This is a genomic window from Candidatus Phytoplasma meliae (assembly GCF_016876135.2).
Genome location: NZ_JACAOD020000001.1, coordinates 1 through 17,077, shown reverse-complemented (window position 1 = coordinate 17,077; position 17,077 = coordinate 1). Strand labels below are relative to the sequence as shown.

Sequence of the window (17,077 nt, the reverse complement as noted above, 5' to 3'; positions counted from 1 at the left end):
TAATAATTAATTATTTGTTAATTGTTGTTCTAATTGTTCTAGTTGATCTTTTGGTCTCTTTTGTAATGTTTTTAGTCGTTCATCATCTTTTCGGTTTAAGACTAGGCCTTTTTCTTCCTTAGATTCTTGTTTTCTTGCTAATTGTAATTGTTCTTCATCTTCTGTATTTTTAATAAAAAATGCTAAAGCTTTTATGATATGACACTTCTTAATTTTTCCTGTATCACCTACTGCTGGGTCTATTAAAGCATTCATTTTAGCTTCATTAATGATGTGTTCAATAGTACGAATGGATTGTAAGGCTTTATATTTTTCGATTTCGTCGGGTAATTTATGTATAAAATAGTTTTCGGCGTCATGTTCTAACTTTCGTTCTGCATCAGTTGCATTTCTGCCTGTGTGTAAATGGCTTATTTTCCTCTTAATCAAACTTCTTCTTGCCTCAAGATCTAATGGATCAACTTGGATTTTAGCGGCAAAACGAGATAAAATCGCACTATCTAAATCTTCTAAGTGATTGGTAGTTCCTATCCAAAAAATATTCTTCTTTTTGATATATTCTTTATATTCAGCACCAGTAAAGTTATTTTTAAACATAGTTACAATATTTTTAGTAGCTTGACTATCAGCTTTTTTAAGATCTCCCCAAGTATTTTCACATTCATCAATACAAACAATTGCTTGTTCGCAACCACCTGAATAGTTGCCTTGTGTGTCTTTTTCACCCATTAACACTTTAAATAAAGCTTTAACCATCTTAATGCCTTCTTTTTGATTATATTGATGGAAATTAGTTCCATCAATTTCAATATAAGTCCATCCAAGAGTTTTTGCAAAAGCGCGAGCAAGGGTGGTTTTACCTGTTCCAGGTACACCATGTAAAATAACTCCTAAAGTAGGTTCAATTTGAAAGTGGGGTTTGTTGCTGTTGACATATTGTCTAAATCCATCTAAAACTTTGATTTCGCGGTTAAGACCTGTTAAAGCTTCTAATTTTGGGGTGTTTTTCCAGGATTCTGTAACTTCTGTACCTTCTTTATTTTCATATTTTTTACATTCATTTATTACTTTTATATATTCATCTAACCCTGAATCTATATTTTCACCTGAAAGAGCTCCTTTAATGTCTCCTAAATGAGTATTTATTACTTCTTTTAAGTCTTTCATCAAATTACTTTCTTTAAGGGCTTCTTTAAGAGCTCGTGTCATGTTTTCTGGAGTCATAGGCGGGGGAGTTGCTCGAATACTCTCTTTAAGTTGAGTTATTTCATGTTTTGTTGTAATAGTGGCTAATTTATCTTTTAAAGCCATTATAAAAGGGTTGCCATCGCCTTGAATACTATTTGTAAGTTGCTGGATAGCAGCTGGTATATTTGCTTGTGCTTGTGTTTCAATGAATCCTAAATAACCTATAATTTCGCCTAAAGGAATGGTTTTAGAAGGTAAAATATTAATATTGTTACCTTGCGTTTCACCTTGAATGCTTATTATAAGGTTTTTTATCTCTTGTCCTACTTGTTCTTTATTCAAAGCAGTACTTTGGATACTTTCTAATTTAGCTTTTAAAGGAGGGATTAAGGGTTTATTATCATAATCAGAAATAGTTTGAATAAAGGTGTTAATATCTTCTTTTATTGTTTCTACATTTGTGTTTTCTTTTGTTTTTGATTCTATCATCCTGAGATGACCTATAATAGTACCTAAAGCAATAGTCTTAGAACTATTCTCTCAAGGTTCAGCATCTGAAGATATATTTTTTTCTTTAGTTTCCGTCATATTATTAAAAGTAAAAAGAACAATACAACAAGTAATAATTACTAATAAGATAAGATAAGATAAATTATAAAATTTACTATTTGGTTGATTTTTTTTCAATTAGCAACTCCTTAATGCGATTTAATGCGATAGCGATCACGAAAGGAGAAATTCTTGGAATAGAACTTTCCATAGTGCCAATTCTGCGGGATTTGCACTTTTATCTGGATACTTAAATTCACAATTAGAACAACCATCTTTTATTTTTATTATCTTTTCAGGGGTCAATATATATTCTTTTTTTTTTTTTTGTTCCCTTTGTTCCTCACTCTCATCCACCATTATTAAAATACCTTTGGCTTTATCTTGAATTGGGTCATAAAATAAAGGGAGGGTGGTATATGTATTCCCTTTATTCTCATATCTTACTTCTAATAATTGTGTATATCCTTCTCGACTTTGTTTTTCTCGAACGTGTTCTTGTTTTGCATAATCGCGCATCTTTGAAACTAGTGTTTCGAAAAATTGAGATACCGTGTCTCGGAATTGCTGTGGCAATGCCTCCCAGATTATGCGTCCTTGTTTGTTCAAGTAATTTGTTATTTTGTTTATTTGTAGTGTTTTTGTTAGTTGGTTTGTCATTTTTTTCGTTGTCTTCCACCAACTCTTTGTATTACTCTTGTGTTTTGGTGCATCCCCTTGTTCTCCTGTATTAGCGTTATCAGGTTTATTTAACTCAGCAACAAGGGATTCTTCTTGATTATTCTTATGAACATCAATAATAAATTTCCACAATTTTTCATAAAACTCTTTGTTTGAATTTGAAAGAGGAGGACAAGAGATTTCAAATGAAGGAATATCTTTTTTCTCAAAGTGATTTATTCCATTAACAGAAATCATTAATATAAAGAAAGAAAAAATAATTAAAAATAATAAAATAAACTTTTGTTTAACCATTTTTGTATTTTACACTTCAATTTTCCTTTAATGTTTTTCTTTTTTAATGAAATTAGTTTTTAAATTATTCCAAAAAAAAGATAAAAAAATAATAAACATAAAAAAGATCATTATAATTACTATTAGAATAGTGATTATAATATAATGATTAGCATCTTCTTTAACGGGTTGAGGGGGATAAAGAGGAGGGTAAATAATATTAGGAGGAGCAGGAGTGTTAGAGTGCATTGGAGGTACACTAGATGTATTAGGTATATTAGTTTGATTTATTGATTCTTTTATTTCTTTTATTATAGATTCTTTTATTTCTTTTATAGTATCTGTAGTATTAGTGTTAGCATTAGTATTAATATTATTTAACTTATTATCTATCTTATCCATTTGTTTTTGTAATGGTTCTATCTTTTTATATAACAAAGATGATAGCGCTTCTTGTTTCTTAGTTTTAGGATTCTTTAGTTTTTCTAATTTACTTGTTGCCTCATTTAAGTCATGAGTTAATTGATGTTTATCAATAGTGCCTAACATTTTATCTATATGATCACAAAAATCAATAATGCGAGCTAACATAGTAAATCGAGTACCACGGAATTTATTAAGAGTGCCCATCTTATAACCTAAATAGAAATTAAAAAATACAAATAAGAAAGAATGCCAAAAAATACAAAATATCATTAATGCTTTATATATAATATAATGAATATCTAAAGGTTGTTTGCTTTTAGGTCTTCCTCTTTTTTTACCCTTAGTGTCAGTAATTTTTTTAACACTTGTTTTCTTAGTATCATCTTTGATTCTAAAATCATATAATCGCATATCCTCCCCCCTTGTTTGATCCTAACCTTATAAATATAAAAAAAATATGTAGTTTCCAAATTTTAATTATTATTAATGTTAAATATATTATATTTAACTTCTTGTTGAAATTACATATTTATTTAATTAATAAAATTAAATAAATACTAAAAAACATAAACAACAATAAATAAAATTGATAAAACTACATACTATGTAAAAATAGATATCTTAAATAATAAAAGAATATAAAAAGAATATAAAAAGAAAGTGAATATAAAAAATCATGAATTCATGAAGTATTTAATTTGTAAGTGAAAATTAAAAATAATTTAAATTCGCTGCCTAAATCAATTACTTTTAAATATAAAAGACAATTAAACTAAATTAGCCAGGTCATAAGTTATTATATAATAAAAATAAGCTATTTTAACAAAAAAATATCATTTTTATCATTAAATTAGCTTTATTTTGTATTTAATTTTATATATTTTTTAATTATTTTAATTATTTTGCATTTAATTTTATATATTTTTTAATTATTTTAATTATTTTATATTTAATTTTATATATTTATTTTAATTATTTTAATTAAATAAGCATTAAATTTGTATTTTTTAACTATACTGTGTATAATTACAATTAATGGCTATGTTTTATTTATAAGCAACGATGATTTATTAATATTAAAAATACTATTAATTTATTTTTATTTACTAAAAATGATTATTAATTTATTTTTTTAATAACTTATGAAATATTTAAATATATATCACATCGCCATATTAAAAAAATATTATATAATTATAATTTTAAAATATTAAAAAGCATAGTCATAAAACTAGAAAGGAATCTTAAACTAGTGAATGTATATATGCATAAAAAAAAGGTCTTTATTAAGATCATTCTTATCTTCTTATTAATTGCTTCAATTGGAACTATTGGAGGTCTTATTTGGCACATTCATAAAAAAGAAATTCATCTTGATGAAATTAAAATATCAAAACCTCAAGAAATTATTACAATTGAAACAACTAAACTTGCTACTGAAAATTTAATTCCTAAAGGCTCTCCTCGTTTATCTAATGAAGAAGTTTATGAATTAATCTATTATACTAAAGTTACTAATAAAAGCATTGATAACCTCAAATTACAACTTGCACAAGAAATTAGTATTAAAGATGATAACAATATAGGAGGAAACAGCAACCAAGAAGAAATTATCTCTTTATTAAAACAATTAATAGATATTAAATACTTATGGAAAGCAACTAATAGTAATGATTATCATACATATGATCCTAATAATAAACCTTTAATGAAACATAATGAATCAATTGATGTTAAAACAACTATTGAACTTAATATAGATAACTTACCCAAAGAAAATAATCATGAAAGTATGAAGGTGTTAAAAGATAAAATTCCCTTTTACTCATGTAAAGGTATTCTGTCTTATGAACTCCTTGAATAATCAAAACATATGTTTTCATATCAATGAAAAACTATTAACATTATTAAAAATAACTTATCAAATCAAAGACTTAGAAGATGTTATTAAACGTAATCTTCCTTTAAAAGAAAAATTAAAAAAATGTAAAAATATCAAAGCAGTAAGAGAAGTGTTAACTAATGCTAACATCATTAATCATCTATCAGAATCAGATTTAATCATTACATATAAAAATAAAACACTTCAAGAAACAAGCAATAAAATTACTAAATTCATCCTAGGAATAAAAACTCCTAAAACAATCACAATTGAAGCCAAAAAAGAAAGTCTTTATTTCAAAGGAACCGTTAAACTTAACATCAACAAATAATCAACATCCTAAGTTTATGTAAGAATAGAACAATTAAGTTTCTATTCTTACAAAACAAATAGTATACTTATACTATCTTTATTATTTAATTATTATTTAATTATTATTTAATTATTATTTAATTATTATTTAATTATTATTTATATATCTTTATTTAACTATTTTTTTATACATTAATATAAATCCTTAAAATAGATTAAAAGGTAAAATTTTGATATTTTAGATATCTTTAAAAAAAGATATAATTACTTTATATTTGCTATTTATATATTTATTTTATGATTTATCTTATTATATATTTATATTTTAGTTTTATGTAATTCCATATTTACCTTCAAACAAATACCAAACAAATACAAGGGAGATAATCTAAGGCGAGAATCAAAACAACCAAAAAGATTTATAAAATGAGATTTATATTAAATATATTGATTACTTCCTTATCAATGAGTTTATTTATAGCAGCCATGATATCGTATAAAAATCATCAAAAAGAACAAACAACAAATATCGAAATCAAAACATCACAAGACATAGAAATTGAAGAAATAGAAGGGATTGATAAAACTAAAAAACTAGTTCCCAAAGGAGCTAAAGCTTTATTACCAAATGAAGTTGATGAATTAACTTATCTTGTAAAAGCAACTAATAAAAGCCCAAATAATAAAAAATTAGAATTAGAACCAAAAACTATTAAATGCGTTTCAAAACAAGAAGAAGACATACTACAAAAATGTTTATTAATTACAAATGAATATGAAACTGATGAAGATACAAATTATAAAAAATATAACAACGATAATAAACCTAACATAAATAGTAAAAAATCAATATATGTAAAAACCACTATTTCCTTAAATGAAAAATCAATAATATCAAAAAAACTAATATCTAATCAAGAGTTTACAATTATTCTATCCTTTAATCTTGCTGACAACTAAAAGGAAAACAATAAAAACATAAAAACAAGTAATAAAAACACATTAATTGCAAGCATTATTGCAAATAAAGAAACAAAGAAAAAGGAAAAAACCAAACAAATAATTTAAACATCACTTTATTTAAATTATTTGTTTGGTTTTTCTTATAATAACTTATAAAAGTTTCATAAAAAAAAGGTCAATATGCATAAGCCATGTTTTGTCTTGTTAAAAAAACAAGTGTGATCATTTATCTGCTACTATAAAAGTAGTGTAAAACTGACTTCATTTCATCGTTTTACATGCCCCTACCATTTTTTGGGTTGTTAGCTTGAGGGGTTTATCGCGTTTCACCTAATTATTTCTAATTAGCTCGTCTCTGTGACACTTTCAGCTTTTATTTCATAAATATAATAATAAATTACTTTATCACCAATCCTTAGAAATAAAAAACGCCGTTACTTTGTTTCCAAAATACTCTAAGTTATGAATTCCTTAGACACAAACACTACATGCAATCGCAGCATGTGCTAACATGGACTTTCCTAAATTTAAAAATATTATTTTTAAATCTCGATCACCTTCTATTGACCTTTTTTATTTTATCAAATCTGATTAACTTTATCAAATAAAAGAACGGACTTGGACCAAAAAGTTGAACTTTTGGAAAAATGATTTTTTGGTTTCAAGTTTAGTGTCGTTGAGTTTGGTACATGTTGGCAAGACTTAGATGAAGTCTTGTTGGATTGTTGAGGTTGGTGTGAGTTAAGAAAGTTTGTCGGATTTGGTGGCCGATTGTGGAACTACCGAGGCCACTGAGTGCGATAACTTCTTTGTTTTGTTGTTGAAGTAAGTTGGCAAGTTGTTTGATGAGTGTTGTTTTGCCAGAACCATCGAGTCCTTCAATAATTATTAGTTTCATGGTTGTTAGTTTTCTCCTTTTGAGATTGGATTTTGGTATAAAAAAAGAACCAGAAATTAATCTAGTTGTTTGGTTGGTGGTTTTGGTATAAAAAAAGACTATCAGTTAAGATAGTCTTGTTTTTAAAAATTATGGTCTTGGAAAGGATGGAGGAGTTGGCGAAGTTTGGTTTCGGATGTAAGAAAAAACTGATAATTAAGTTGATTTTTGAAGATAATTAAATTGTTTTAAATTGTTTTGTATTCCGTTTGTTAGTTATTTTATTTTTTATATAAATCGATATCAAAGAAATTACAACGAGAAAAATAGTTATCGACAATATAATTAAAATAAATTTTAATTTATCAGTATTTATTAAATTTAAAAAAGAATATGGATATTTATTCATCATCTTACCGACAACCATAGTTATTAAAAAATAAATAAAAGGATAAATTAATCCGACATAAAATTGCTTTAACTTTAAAGTGGTGTTATCAATAAAGAAATAATAAAATATAAACAACAAAGGGAAAAAACAGTGTTCCATAATGGAAACCAAAAAGTAAAATCCATTTAATTGTTGATATTCTATATTGCTTTCAATTTTTAAATACAATATCATCATTAATAAATTATTAATCAAACAACAAAAACCAAAAAAAAGAGTTTTTTGGTTTTGTTTATTTTGAAAAAAGGACGTCAAAAAAAAATAAACAACACTTAAAAAAATATTTTGTCTCGTAAACAAATAAAAAGAAAGGATTTTTTGCTCCTTTAAAATTCCTTTCGTCATTCCAAAAGAAAAAATTATCAAACCAGCAATGAAAAAATATTTTTTTATTCGAATTTTAAACATATATATATTCTCCTTAATATTCAAAAGAATTAGAGTCGTAAATATCGCATACAAAACGAATGCTACTAAAACTTTTAGCAGAATTTGCATTATGTGTTGAAAGTTCGGCTACACAATCGTTCTCGCTTGCTAAAAAATTTCTTCTTTTTGCACTAATACCAAAATACGAACTAAAATTATTGTTTAATGGCGTCAAGATTCCTTCGTCTGTTACAATTATATCAGTCATTCTATTATTTTCTTCGTCGAAAGCAAACATATGAATTCCGGGTTTTAGAACAAACCATCTAAATGTTTCTTCTCCAAATTTTATAGCTTTTTGTCTCAATTCGGTCGGATAATAAAGTCCGTTGTCTTTACTAAATATTTTATTTCCAGTTGGTCGAATTTTGCGATTAGTTAGATTGATTTTGATAGTATCACGATTTGTTAGATAGTTGGTTGGTAGTAATTGTTCGATTGAATTACGAGTTTGATATGTCGAATAATCTAAGTTTATTTTGACATTGAAAAGATATCCATTTTTGGCATCGTTCGATAGTTTTAGTAAAGTGTCGATTGTTGTATCAGCATCGAATGCACGGAATCCATCATCGAAATAAAGACAAAAGTTGGTTTTAGTTGTGTCATTTTGATTGAATGGAAACGAGATCGAACAGTTTGGTGCAACATTCATATGATTTGGCATGATTTCTCTTAGTTCACTCTTGATTATTTTGTTTGAAAGAAGATATTTGTTAACTTCTTGACGAACAATTTGGTCACGATAATTGGTCAATTCCAATTCGGTTAGCTTGGTTTCGGTTTTTAGTTTGTTTTTTATTTCTTGACCGATTGTGTGGTTGTTAAGATTGATGTCTAAGTCGATATTGTGGATTTTACAATCGGTTCTTGTTGGTTGTGTTGAAACATCGTAAAAGAGCCATGCTTCTTCAAAGGCAATGTCGTGTTGAAGTAAATCTTGGATTGTGTATTTATCATCCGATCGAGGATATCGGTATCCAAATGGATTTTGCCTTGGTGTAAAGAAGGTATGGATTAGACCATTTGGTGGTTCTTTGAGATACCACCAAACATACGACATACTATACTCGTTATATGATGGTCTGTTGTTAAAATAATGAGTTGCTTCGAATGGTATTTCGGCTCTTTTTAATATTTCTGGAATTTGATTTCGGTTTTGGATGTTGATATGGTGAACTTTTGTTTTTAACATGTTTGTACGAAATATTTCTTTGGATTCGTCGGTTGATGTGATAGAAATTGGATCAGTTTGTGTTTTGGTAAAAATTGATGGTTGAGAATAAAATAAAATTTTGTTTAATAGCAAGATTAAGGCAATGGTTGTTAAAATAAAAATTATTTTAAAATGTTTTTTTTTGAAATTCCAATTTTGTTTTTCCTTTCTACTTTGTGTGTTTTTGGTGTTTTTGTTTTTTTTGATAAATGGTTTTTGGCAGGTGGTGGTTTTGGTGGTTTTGGCCATTTTGGAGTGTGTTGGTAGTTGTGGTTGATTCTGCATATGGTGAAAGAGGTGGTTTGGTTTGAAGAGAAAGAACCAATGGTTAAGTTGGTTCTTTGGTGGAAGTGAGAATTGGTTTTAGCTTGTTGATGGTGGAAAAGATGGTTTCGATGTTATGGTTGGTGGTTTGGTTGGTTGTAGTATCTAAGATTATTTTGTGACCAATGTCTTTTCGTTTCATAAATTGTTCGAAACCGAGAGCGACTTGATGATGGTATGATAGTGGACTTTGTTCGATGACATCAAGTTGATGGTTAGCTTGTTTTTGTTTTCGATTAAGACCAATTTTCGGATCGATTTTGAGATAGATGGTCATGTTTGGTTGGATGAAGTTTTTGATGGATTGGTTGAATATTTGGTTGATGGTTGGATTTTGTGATGGATAGACTCGATAGGCATAATTAGAACCAATCCATCTATCGATTAGGATTATTTTGTCTGTTTTGATGTTTGGATCGATTAGTTCGTGTTGAGTTTGGTACATGTTGGCGAGACTTAGATGGAGCCTTGTTGGATTGTTGAGGTTGGTGTGAGTTAAGAAAGTTTGTCGGATTTGGTGGCCGATTGCGGAACTACCGAGGCCACTGAGTGTGATAACTTCTTTGTTTTGTTGTTGAAGTAAGTTGGCAAGCTGTTTGATGAGTGTTGTTTTGCCAGAACCATCGAGTCCTTCGATAATTATTAGTTTCATGGTTGTTAGTTTTCTCCTTTTAAGTTTTTTTTGATTTTGGTAAAAGAAAAAGACCGACAGTTTAGTCAGTCTTTTGAAGTTTTTATTCAATTTTGAAAGTTTTCTTTCCTTTTGAATCATATTTGGCGATGTGGTTGTTTGTGCCATCGTCGTAGTAATTTGTGAATTTGGTTTTGGTTGGTTTTGGTTGTAAAAATGGGTGTGTGATGCTTAAATTGCGGAAGTGGATATTGGGTTATTTTTTGGGGGATTTAAAGTAGGAGTAAAGGTCTTTGAGTGTGAAAGAGCCAAAGTTTTCAATTATGTTTTTGAGGCAATTGATGATTTCTTCTTTGGACTGAGGGTCGAGGTAGGTGTCTACTTTATTGTTTAGGAAAATAATTAGTTTTTCAATTTGGTCAAGAATTAATTGTTTGAATTGTTGGATTTTAATATCAACATTGTTTTCAATTTTATTAAGGGTTTGGGTTTTGGTAGTAGTAATGTCGTTGTAAAGGTTGTCAATTTGTTGATTGAGGTGAGTTGAGGTTTTGGCGATTTCAGAGTTAAGATGGTTGGTTGTTTTAGAGAGTTCGACGTTGAGATGATTGAAAGAATGGGTGATTTCAGAGTTAAGATGGTTTTGGACTGAAGTTTGTGAAGTTTGATATTGGTAGAGATTGTAGATTGCTAAGATAAAGAGGGTGATTCCTGTAATAAGAAAGATGGTGAAAAGAGTTTGATTTATTTTTTTTAGTTTTGTCATAGTTTTAGTTCCTTTTGGTTAGAAAATGGTGGAAGGTTGGCGGTCGAGAAAGGTGTTTTTTTTTATTTATAGAGAAAGAACCAACTATGGTAGGTTGGCTCTTGTGGATTAAGGGCGGTCATCTTCAAATTCTTCATCAGTTTGCGTTTCTGAAAGTTCTATGACCTGTTGGGAATTAAGGTTTTGTGTTTGGTTTTCTGTTAATTTTTCTGTTAAAGTTTCTTGATGTTTTTTTGTTTTTTGGTATCCTACAAGAAGTTCTTGGTAGTCGTATTCTTCGTTTGCTTTGTCGTGATAGTCTCCCACCGCTTTTTCTACATTTGTAAAGTTGGTTTCGTGTTCGTCAAGTGTGTTTTGGAAAAGGGCGTCTTTTAGTTTTTGTGTTTCTGCTTGGGATTGTTGGTATTCGATATCAGTTTGTGATAATTTTTTTTGAAGATTTGAAGGTAAAAGTTCCTTTTTAAGGTTTTCAATTTCTGTTAGTCTTTTTTCTAATTTTTCCTCTTCTAGTTTTGTGTCTTCTTTAATTTTGTTTTCCAAATATTGAAAATCTTCTGGGGTGTACATTGCATATAAGTCTTTTCTACTTCTTTCGTTTGTGTAAAAGTCGACGAGCGCAGAAGCTGCCATCCTAATTTTATTGGCATTCATGGCTTTGCCTAATAATTTAATACCAAGTTTGGAAGTGATTTTTTTGATGGCGGCAGTTCCAGATAAGTCCGCAAGAGCGTTGGTGATTTTAACCACAGATTTTGTACCATGTTTAAAAAAATTGGCAATAGAGGATTGGTGGTCGATTTGAGCAGTTCTAAATTTACTTAGTCCTTCTCTTGCTCTTTCAGATAATAGTTCTAATGCTACCATTTTGCCTGCTATGTTAATCATATCTTCTTCAATTCTTTCGATTTGTTGTTCAATTTTAGAAATTAGGTTTCCTTTTTCTGTGATGAAATTATAGATAATTTCGTTTTCTTGTTGAAGTTGTTTCATCCTGTTTTCAATTTGTGTTTGTTTTTTTATTAAAACCTCTTTTCTAGTTTCTAGATAATTTTTTCTCAATCTGATTAGTTCTAATCTTTGATTGATTTTGAAAATTTCTTTGTCGATTTCTTTGATTCTAGTATCTATTTTTTCTATTTCTTCTTTTATTTTTGCTCTTTTTTGAAGGTTGGTTTCGTTTTTTAATTCATTTTCTAGTTGTGCCTTTTTGAGAGTTAATTCTTTTCTTATTTTAAGCCATTCTTGTTTTCTGGCAATTAAAATCTTTTGCTCTTCGTCTAATTCTTTTAATTCAGAATTGATGTTGTTTAATTCGTTTTTGATTTTGGTGAGTAATTCCACTAATTCTTTTTCTTCTTTTTGGTTGTTTTCAAGTTTGATATAAGCGTCAGTTACTTCCTTTTTTAATTGGGTTAATGCGTTTTCTAGTTCTGTTTTATTGTCTCCTAGTGTGGTTAGTATTTTTTTAAATTTAGTTTGAGCATGATGTGAGGTTGTTTGAAAATCGCTGTGTGCCTTTGCGGTTTTTTGGTCATAAAACGAAGTTCCAAAAAAATTAAAGCAAATAAACCCAATTATAGATATTACTATTAAGGCAATAAAGATGAAGATGGATTTAGATTTTAAGGGTTGTTGTTTTTTAATTTTTTTGAAAATGTTAATCAGGATTCCTAGTGTTGATATAACAATTAGGAAAGTTAGTAAATATTTGGTATATTTGAGGGTTGTTAATAGAGTTAACATGTTTTGGTTCCTTTCGTGTTTTGGTTTTTTTGGTTTATTTGGTTTTTTATTTTGATAAATGGTTTTTGGGGGGGTGGTGGTGATGGTGTGTGCTGGCATTTTTTGGAGTGTGTTTTTGGATGTGGTGTGTTTGATATATTCAGTTAGTTTTGTTTTGGGGTTTGAGTGCGTTTGATATATTCGGTTAGTTTTGTTTTGGGTGTAAAGAAAAAGAACCAACTGGGAGGTTGGTTCTGGGGTTAGTTTTGGTTGTAGAGATTGTACTGGCGGATAGCTTCTTGATGGAGGCATTTGGCTTCTGAGATTTGTTGTTGGGTGAAGGATGAGTAGGTTGTGATGTATTTGTGCAGTTCGGGGTTGTATTCGATGATGTAGTCGATTGTACCATCTTTGTTGTAATATGTCCTTTTGGTTTCGGTTCCATTTTGGTCGCATTCGACGATGGAGCAGATTGTGCCATCGTTGTTGTAATATGTTTTTTTGATTATTTTGCCAGTTGTTGGATCGTATTCGATGATGAAGCAGCGGGGTTTGTTGTTGTCTTTGTATACAATGAATTTGGTTTTGGATTCATTTTGGTTGTATTCGGTGATGTATTGAATTGTGCCATCTTCGTTGTAATCGGTGTGTTTGGTTTTGGTTCCATTTTCGTTGTATTCTTCTATCTTGCTGTATTTTCGGGGGGAATTTGGTGTCATTCTAGGGAAATATTTAATAAATTTTGTTTTTTTGTTTGTTTGGAGGTCGTAATAGGTTTCGGTTTGAACACTAGCATAAGAACCTTCGGTTATTATTTTGGTGTTGCCGACAATTTGTGTGAGTGGTATATAATGACAAAGCTCGTCATTTTCTTTTTTCTCTTGTTGTAATTGTTCTTGTGTTTTTTGTGGAGTTGAGGTTGGTTGAGGTTGGGGTTTTGATTCAGATTTTGGTTTTGGTGGGGGTGGGGTGGTTTTTTGGTCGTTGTTTTGTCGAGTAGAAGAGGTAGTTTGTTCAAATTTGGTATCCCTAATAGTTTGAGGTCGGGATTGATTGTTTGATGTTTTTGGTTGAGATTGAGAAGAATGATTGGGGTGAGGTGGTGTTGGTGGGGTTGGGGGAGTTAAAGCCGAAGTTGGACCTTGTTCAGAGATTGGTGATTGGGGATGAGAATGATGTTTTTTGTAGATGATGACACCAATTATTAATAAGATTGTGATGGTTAAGGCAGAGATAGCGGTGTAGAGAGTTGATTTGGTGTTTGGGTTCATTTTTCGTTTCCTTTCGTGTTTTGAGATTCTGTATTTTTTGAATACAGTTCCATTATACTGTTTTTTTTTTTTTTGCAATTTTTGTGCTTGTTTCGTTTTTGATTGGTTTAAAAAAATCACCAAACCTCATTAAATAAAGTTTGGTGATTTGAGAAGATTAGTTTTGGTTGGAATCGTCTTCTTCCATCACTTCGTATTCGACATCCTCTCTCGTCTGTTGCATAACATCATCATCAGTGTTTGTGTCTAAGTTCGTGTTTTTGATTTTTTCTTCGAATTTTCTTTGTGATTTTCTGAGTTGTTCGTTTTCTTTTGCAAGTTTTTTAATTTCGTCTTCTTTTTGAGTGATTTGTTTGTTAGTTTCGTTGTAATTGTAGTTATTGACCTTATCCTCGCTATAAGCGGTTAAAGTTTTATCGAAGGAATCTTGAAGGGCTAAGTATTTCTTAATGTTGTTTTTTATAGGATCGTCGAAGGTTGTAACAGTCGAATATACTTCGCGTTGCGCGGCCAAATTATTATTAAATAATGTTTTGGCGTTCTTCACATAATCTTCAATTTCTTGTTTTTTGCTTTTAATTTCTCGTTCTAATTCAACTTTCTTTTCTAAGGTAAGTTTTAATAATTCATCAAGTTGTTCTATGGTCATAGTGGCGCATTCTAAAAGTTGTTGGATAACTTCTTTCATCCAACCTGTTTTGGTTAATTTTTCATAATAGATGTAATTTGGGTATCGTCCGCCTATATACCCGTCATTTTTTAATTTTCTTTCTAGTCCATCGTAAGTTTTTTGTCTACTATAAGTGCCGGAATTTGCTAACGAGGTTTTATAAGTGGATATGATATCAACCACCATAGGAATGTTGTCTAACGAATTTTGATGCACTTTAATTTGGTTTTGAAGGTTGGTTTTGTTTTCGGCTTTTGGTTCGTTGGCTTTATTTTGTGTCTTTTCGTCTTTGGTTTTTGAGTTTTCTTTTTTTTCGGTTTTTTTGTCTGTTTGTGTTTGTTCGGTTGTTGGTGTTTTTGGTGCTTCGGTTTGGTCTTCGGGTTCCGAGATTCTTTGTCTAAGTAGCGTTAAAGAGGAATTATAACTATCTTTTAAGATTTTTATAAGTTTAGAACTGGATTCATCCTTTGCATCATTTAAATCTTTTTGAAGTTGTTTGTTGCGTTCACATAAGTTATCCAATTGTGTTTCCAATGATTTTTTAGTTTCGTCTCTGTTTTTTCTAATATGTTCTAGTGTTTTTAAATGTGGTTTTAAATGATTGTTTATTGTGTTTTGGGCTGAAAGTATGGTGTTGGCGTTGTTATTAATTTTATCAGTAAAATAGGTTTGGATGTATTTCGCGATAAGAGCGTTGTTTTTGAGTTCTTTTGTATTTTCTGATAATATTTGTCTTGTTCGTTCGAGTGTTAAATCGGCAGAAGTTTTTGGTGGTTGGTTGAGTTGGGATGATGTTGTTGGTTGAGGTGAAGTTGAGATAATTGGGGTGTCTAAGTCAATGTCATCTTGTATTTTGTTTATTTTTTCGGTTAATGCCTCTTTTAAAACATTAATTTGAGGGTCGTCTAAATTAAAGAAAAAAAGTTTTAAATCTAATTGATAACCATCTAATTTTGTTTTCTGTTGTAGTCTTTCGTTTGAGGTTTTGGGGGTGAATTTTATTTCGTTGTAAATGTTATCTAACAACACATTTAGGTCATCTTGTGTTTTGGATTTGACTACCAAGGTTGGATTGTTTGGTGGTTTTGGCGGGATTGAGGTTGGGGGAGTTGTTGGGGTTGGGGGAGTTGTTGGAGCTAAGGCTGAGGTGGGGGCGTCATTTGAGGGTGAGGATTGAGTTGGATTTTGAGGGTCTAATTGGTCTTCTTGGTTCGTTTTGATTATTAGCGGAGTTGTTATTCCTAATATTAAGATTATTCCTATCAGCAATAGGTTAGGGATTGTTTTTAAGTTTTTTCCTAACATTTTGATAATAAAAATATAGGTAATTACTATACCAACCGCAATAATAGGGTAGTTAATATAAGTTTGTAGCATTTGTTCTTTTTGCATATTTTGGTTCCTTTCGTGTTTTGGTTTTTTTGGTTCTCCTTTGGTTTTTTTTTTTTTTGATAAATGGTTTTTGGCTGGTGATGGTGTTGGTGGTTTTTGGCCATTTTGGAGTGTGTTTTTTGATGTGGTTGATTGTTTTATACGGTGTGAAGAGGTGGTTTTGGTTTGAAGAGAAAGAACCAATGGTTAAGTTGGTTCTTTGGTGGAAGTGAAAGTTATTTGAGTTTGATGGTGTGGTTTTCGACAAGTGGTTTTTTGATGATGTTGTTGAAAACTCGTTGAGCAACTTTGATACCACGATCGTAATAAATTGCTCCAAAGAAGGCTTCGAATAAGTCGGCATAAGCTTTGTGATAAAGTTTGTTATGGTCTATTAAGTTGTTTAGTTTGACGACATGAAACCAAAAAAGATTAGAAATAAGATATGGAATTTCGTGATTGGAAAAGTTTTTTGATTCTTTTATCATGTCAAAGATAAAAACACGTAAGATAGCATCACCAACAAAAGAAAACGATAAGTTGATTGTTTTTGAGTATTCGTTTAAAGTTGGTTTAAAACGATAAAGAGAAAGATTTTTTGGTTTTACTTTCAGCTTGGTGAGAATTGAAAGTGTTTTTTTATCGATTTGTTCATCAGTTAGAAAAGGACAAAATAATTGGTTGATAAATGGTTCACTTGTGTAATCGTCGTTTGTATAAATTGGTTTTGTCATTGGTGAATATTGGTTTTTGACAGCTTGTTTTTTGTATTTATTCATTTTGTCTAAAATCGGTCTGAAAGCTTTTGTTACTGGTAAAGGTGAACAAGATGTTTTTTTGTTTTTTTTCATGTTTTTATTTCCTTTGTGATTAAATTATTCTAGTTAATGTTTTTAGAATTTTAGTTTGTGAAAGCTCTTTTTTGGCTTCTGAGAGAAGATGGAGATAAGTTTGACCATCTGTTAACATTTTTTTGATGAATGGTTGATCGATTTTAACTTCTAGTGTTTTATATGATATTGGTGATTGATAGACGAAGAAGTAGCAAAGTTTGGTGTTGGAACAGAAAAGTTGG

General features: G+C 29.6%; 14 protein-coding genes, 1 other RNA gene and 1 pseudogene. 3 read left to right on the top strand and 13 right to left on the bottom strand.

Translation table 11 applies throughout. The annotated features are described in order from the left end of the window. Positions 1 to 6: 6 nt before the first annotated feature. The 3 genes from CHTY_RS00080 to CHTY_RS00070 form a co-directional block, all read right to left on the bottom strand. On the bottom strand, positions 7 to 1,677 hold the full coding sequence (locus tag CHTY_RS00080) for an AAA family ATPase (protein WP_203551913.1): 1,671 nt from the start codon (positions 1,675 to 1,677) through the stop codon (positions 7 to 9). 234 nt (positions 1,678 to 1,911) lie between these two features. After that, on the bottom strand, positions 1,912 to 2,712 hold the full coding sequence (locus CHTY_RS00075) for a hypothetical protein (RefSeq protein WP_203551912.1): 801 nt from the start codon (positions 2,710 to 2,712) through the stop codon (positions 1,912 to 1,914). A 27-nt stretch (positions 2,713 to 2,739) separates the two neighbouring features. After that, positions 2,740 to 3,528 carry a hypothetical protein gene (locus CHTY_RS00070; RefSeq protein WP_203551911.1) on the bottom strand — a complete coding sequence of 263 codons (789 nt, stop codon included), beginning with the start codon at positions 3,526 to 3,528 and terminating at the stop codon, positions 2,740 to 2,742. A gap of 841 nt (positions 3,529 to 4,369) precedes the next feature. Here CHTY_RS00070 and CHTY_RS00065 point away from each other — a divergent pair. The 3 genes from CHTY_RS00065 (at position 4,370) to CHTY_RS00055 (ending at position 6,271) form a co-directional block, all read left to right on the top strand. Next, positions 4,370 to 4,981: a hypothetical protein gene (locus CHTY_RS00065; protein WP_203551910.1), complete on the top strand. Its 612-nt coding sequence runs from the start codon at positions 4,370 to 4,372 to the stop codon at positions 4,979 to 4,981. Beyond that, positions 4,965 to 5,330, top strand: a complete 366-nt coding sequence (locus CHTY_RS00060) for a hypothetical protein (RefSeq protein WP_203551909.1) — start codon at positions 4,965 to 4,967, stop codon at positions 5,328 to 5,330. Before CHTY_RS00065 ends, CHTY_RS00060 begins: the two co-directional genes overlap by 17 nt. A 407-nt stretch (positions 5,331 to 5,737) precedes the next feature. Continuing rightward, positions 5,738 to 6,271, top strand: coding sequence for a hypothetical protein (locus CHTY_RS00055; protein ID WP_203551908.1), 534 nt, complete (start codon positions 5,738 to 5,740; stop codon positions 6,269 to 6,271). A 183-nt stretch (positions 6,272 to 6,454) separates the two neighbouring features. On the opposite strand, the gene rnpB is transcribed toward CHTY_RS00055, so the two are convergent. From rnpB to CHTY_RS00005, 10 genes and pseudogenes are all read right to left on the bottom strand, one after another. Then, positions 6,455 to 6,839: RNase P RNA component class B (gene rnpB / locus CHTY_RS00050), an RNA gene on the bottom strand. Between the two features lie 102 nt (positions 6,840 to 6,941). Next, positions 6,942 to 7,172 (bottom strand): AAA family ATPase, encoded by a 231-nt coding sequence (locus tag CHTY_RS00045; protein ID WP_203551907.1) that lies wholly within the window; start codon positions 7,170 to 7,172, stop codon positions 6,942 to 6,944. An 851-nt stretch (positions 7,173 to 8,023) separates the two neighbouring features. Further along, on the bottom strand, positions 8,024 to 9,532 hold the full coding sequence (locus CHTY_RS00040; protein ID WP_203551906.1) for a hypothetical protein: 1,509 nt from the start codon (positions 9,530 to 9,532) through the stop codon (positions 8,024 to 8,026). A gap of 43 nt (positions 9,533 to 9,575) precedes the next feature. Beyond that, positions 9,576 to 10,223: a dTMP kinase gene (gene tmk / locus CHTY_RS00035; RefSeq protein ID WP_203551905.1), complete on the bottom strand. Its 648-nt coding sequence runs from the start codon at positions 10,221 to 10,223 to the stop codon at positions 9,576 to 9,578. Between the two features lie 235 nt (positions 10,224 to 10,458). Beyond that, positions 10,459 to 10,968 carry a hypothetical protein gene (locus CHTY_RS00030; RefSeq protein WP_203551904.1) on the bottom strand — a complete coding sequence of 170 codons (510 nt, stop codon included), beginning with the start codon at positions 10,966 to 10,968 and terminating at the stop codon, positions 10,459 to 10,461. Positions 10,969 to 11,076: 108 nt separating this feature from the next. Then, complete coding sequence (locus CHTY_RS00025; protein ID WP_203551903.1) at positions 11,077 to 13,002, bottom strand: ATP-binding protein; 1,926 nt, start codon at positions 13,000 to 13,002, stop codon at positions 11,077 to 11,079. Further along, positions 12,951 to 13,961: a DUF2963 domain-containing protein gene (locus CHTY_RS00020; protein ID WP_203551902.1), complete on the bottom strand. Its 1,011-nt coding sequence runs from the start codon at positions 13,959 to 13,961 to the stop codon at positions 12,951 to 12,953. Before CHTY_RS00020 ends, CHTY_RS00025 begins: the two co-directional genes overlap by 52 nt. A gap of 157 nt (positions 13,962 to 14,118) precedes the next feature. Beyond that, the gene (locus CHTY_RS00015; protein ID WP_203551901.1) at positions 14,119 to 16,206 is read right to left on the bottom strand and encodes a coiled-coil domain-containing protein; all 2,088 of its coding nucleotides are present in this window, start codon (positions 16,204 to 16,206) and stop codon (positions 14,119 to 14,121) included. A gap of 32 nt (positions 16,207 to 16,238) precedes the next feature. Further along, entirely contained in the window at positions 16,239 to 16,853 is a 615-nt protein-coding gene (locus CHTY_RS00010; RefSeq protein WP_203551900.1) for a ribonuclease III domain-containing protein, read from the bottom strand. Between the two features lie 19 nt (positions 16,854 to 16,872). Continuing rightward, positions 16,873 to 17,077 (bottom strand): annotated as a pseudogene (locus tag CHTY_RS00005) (hypothetical protein); the annotation flags it as partial.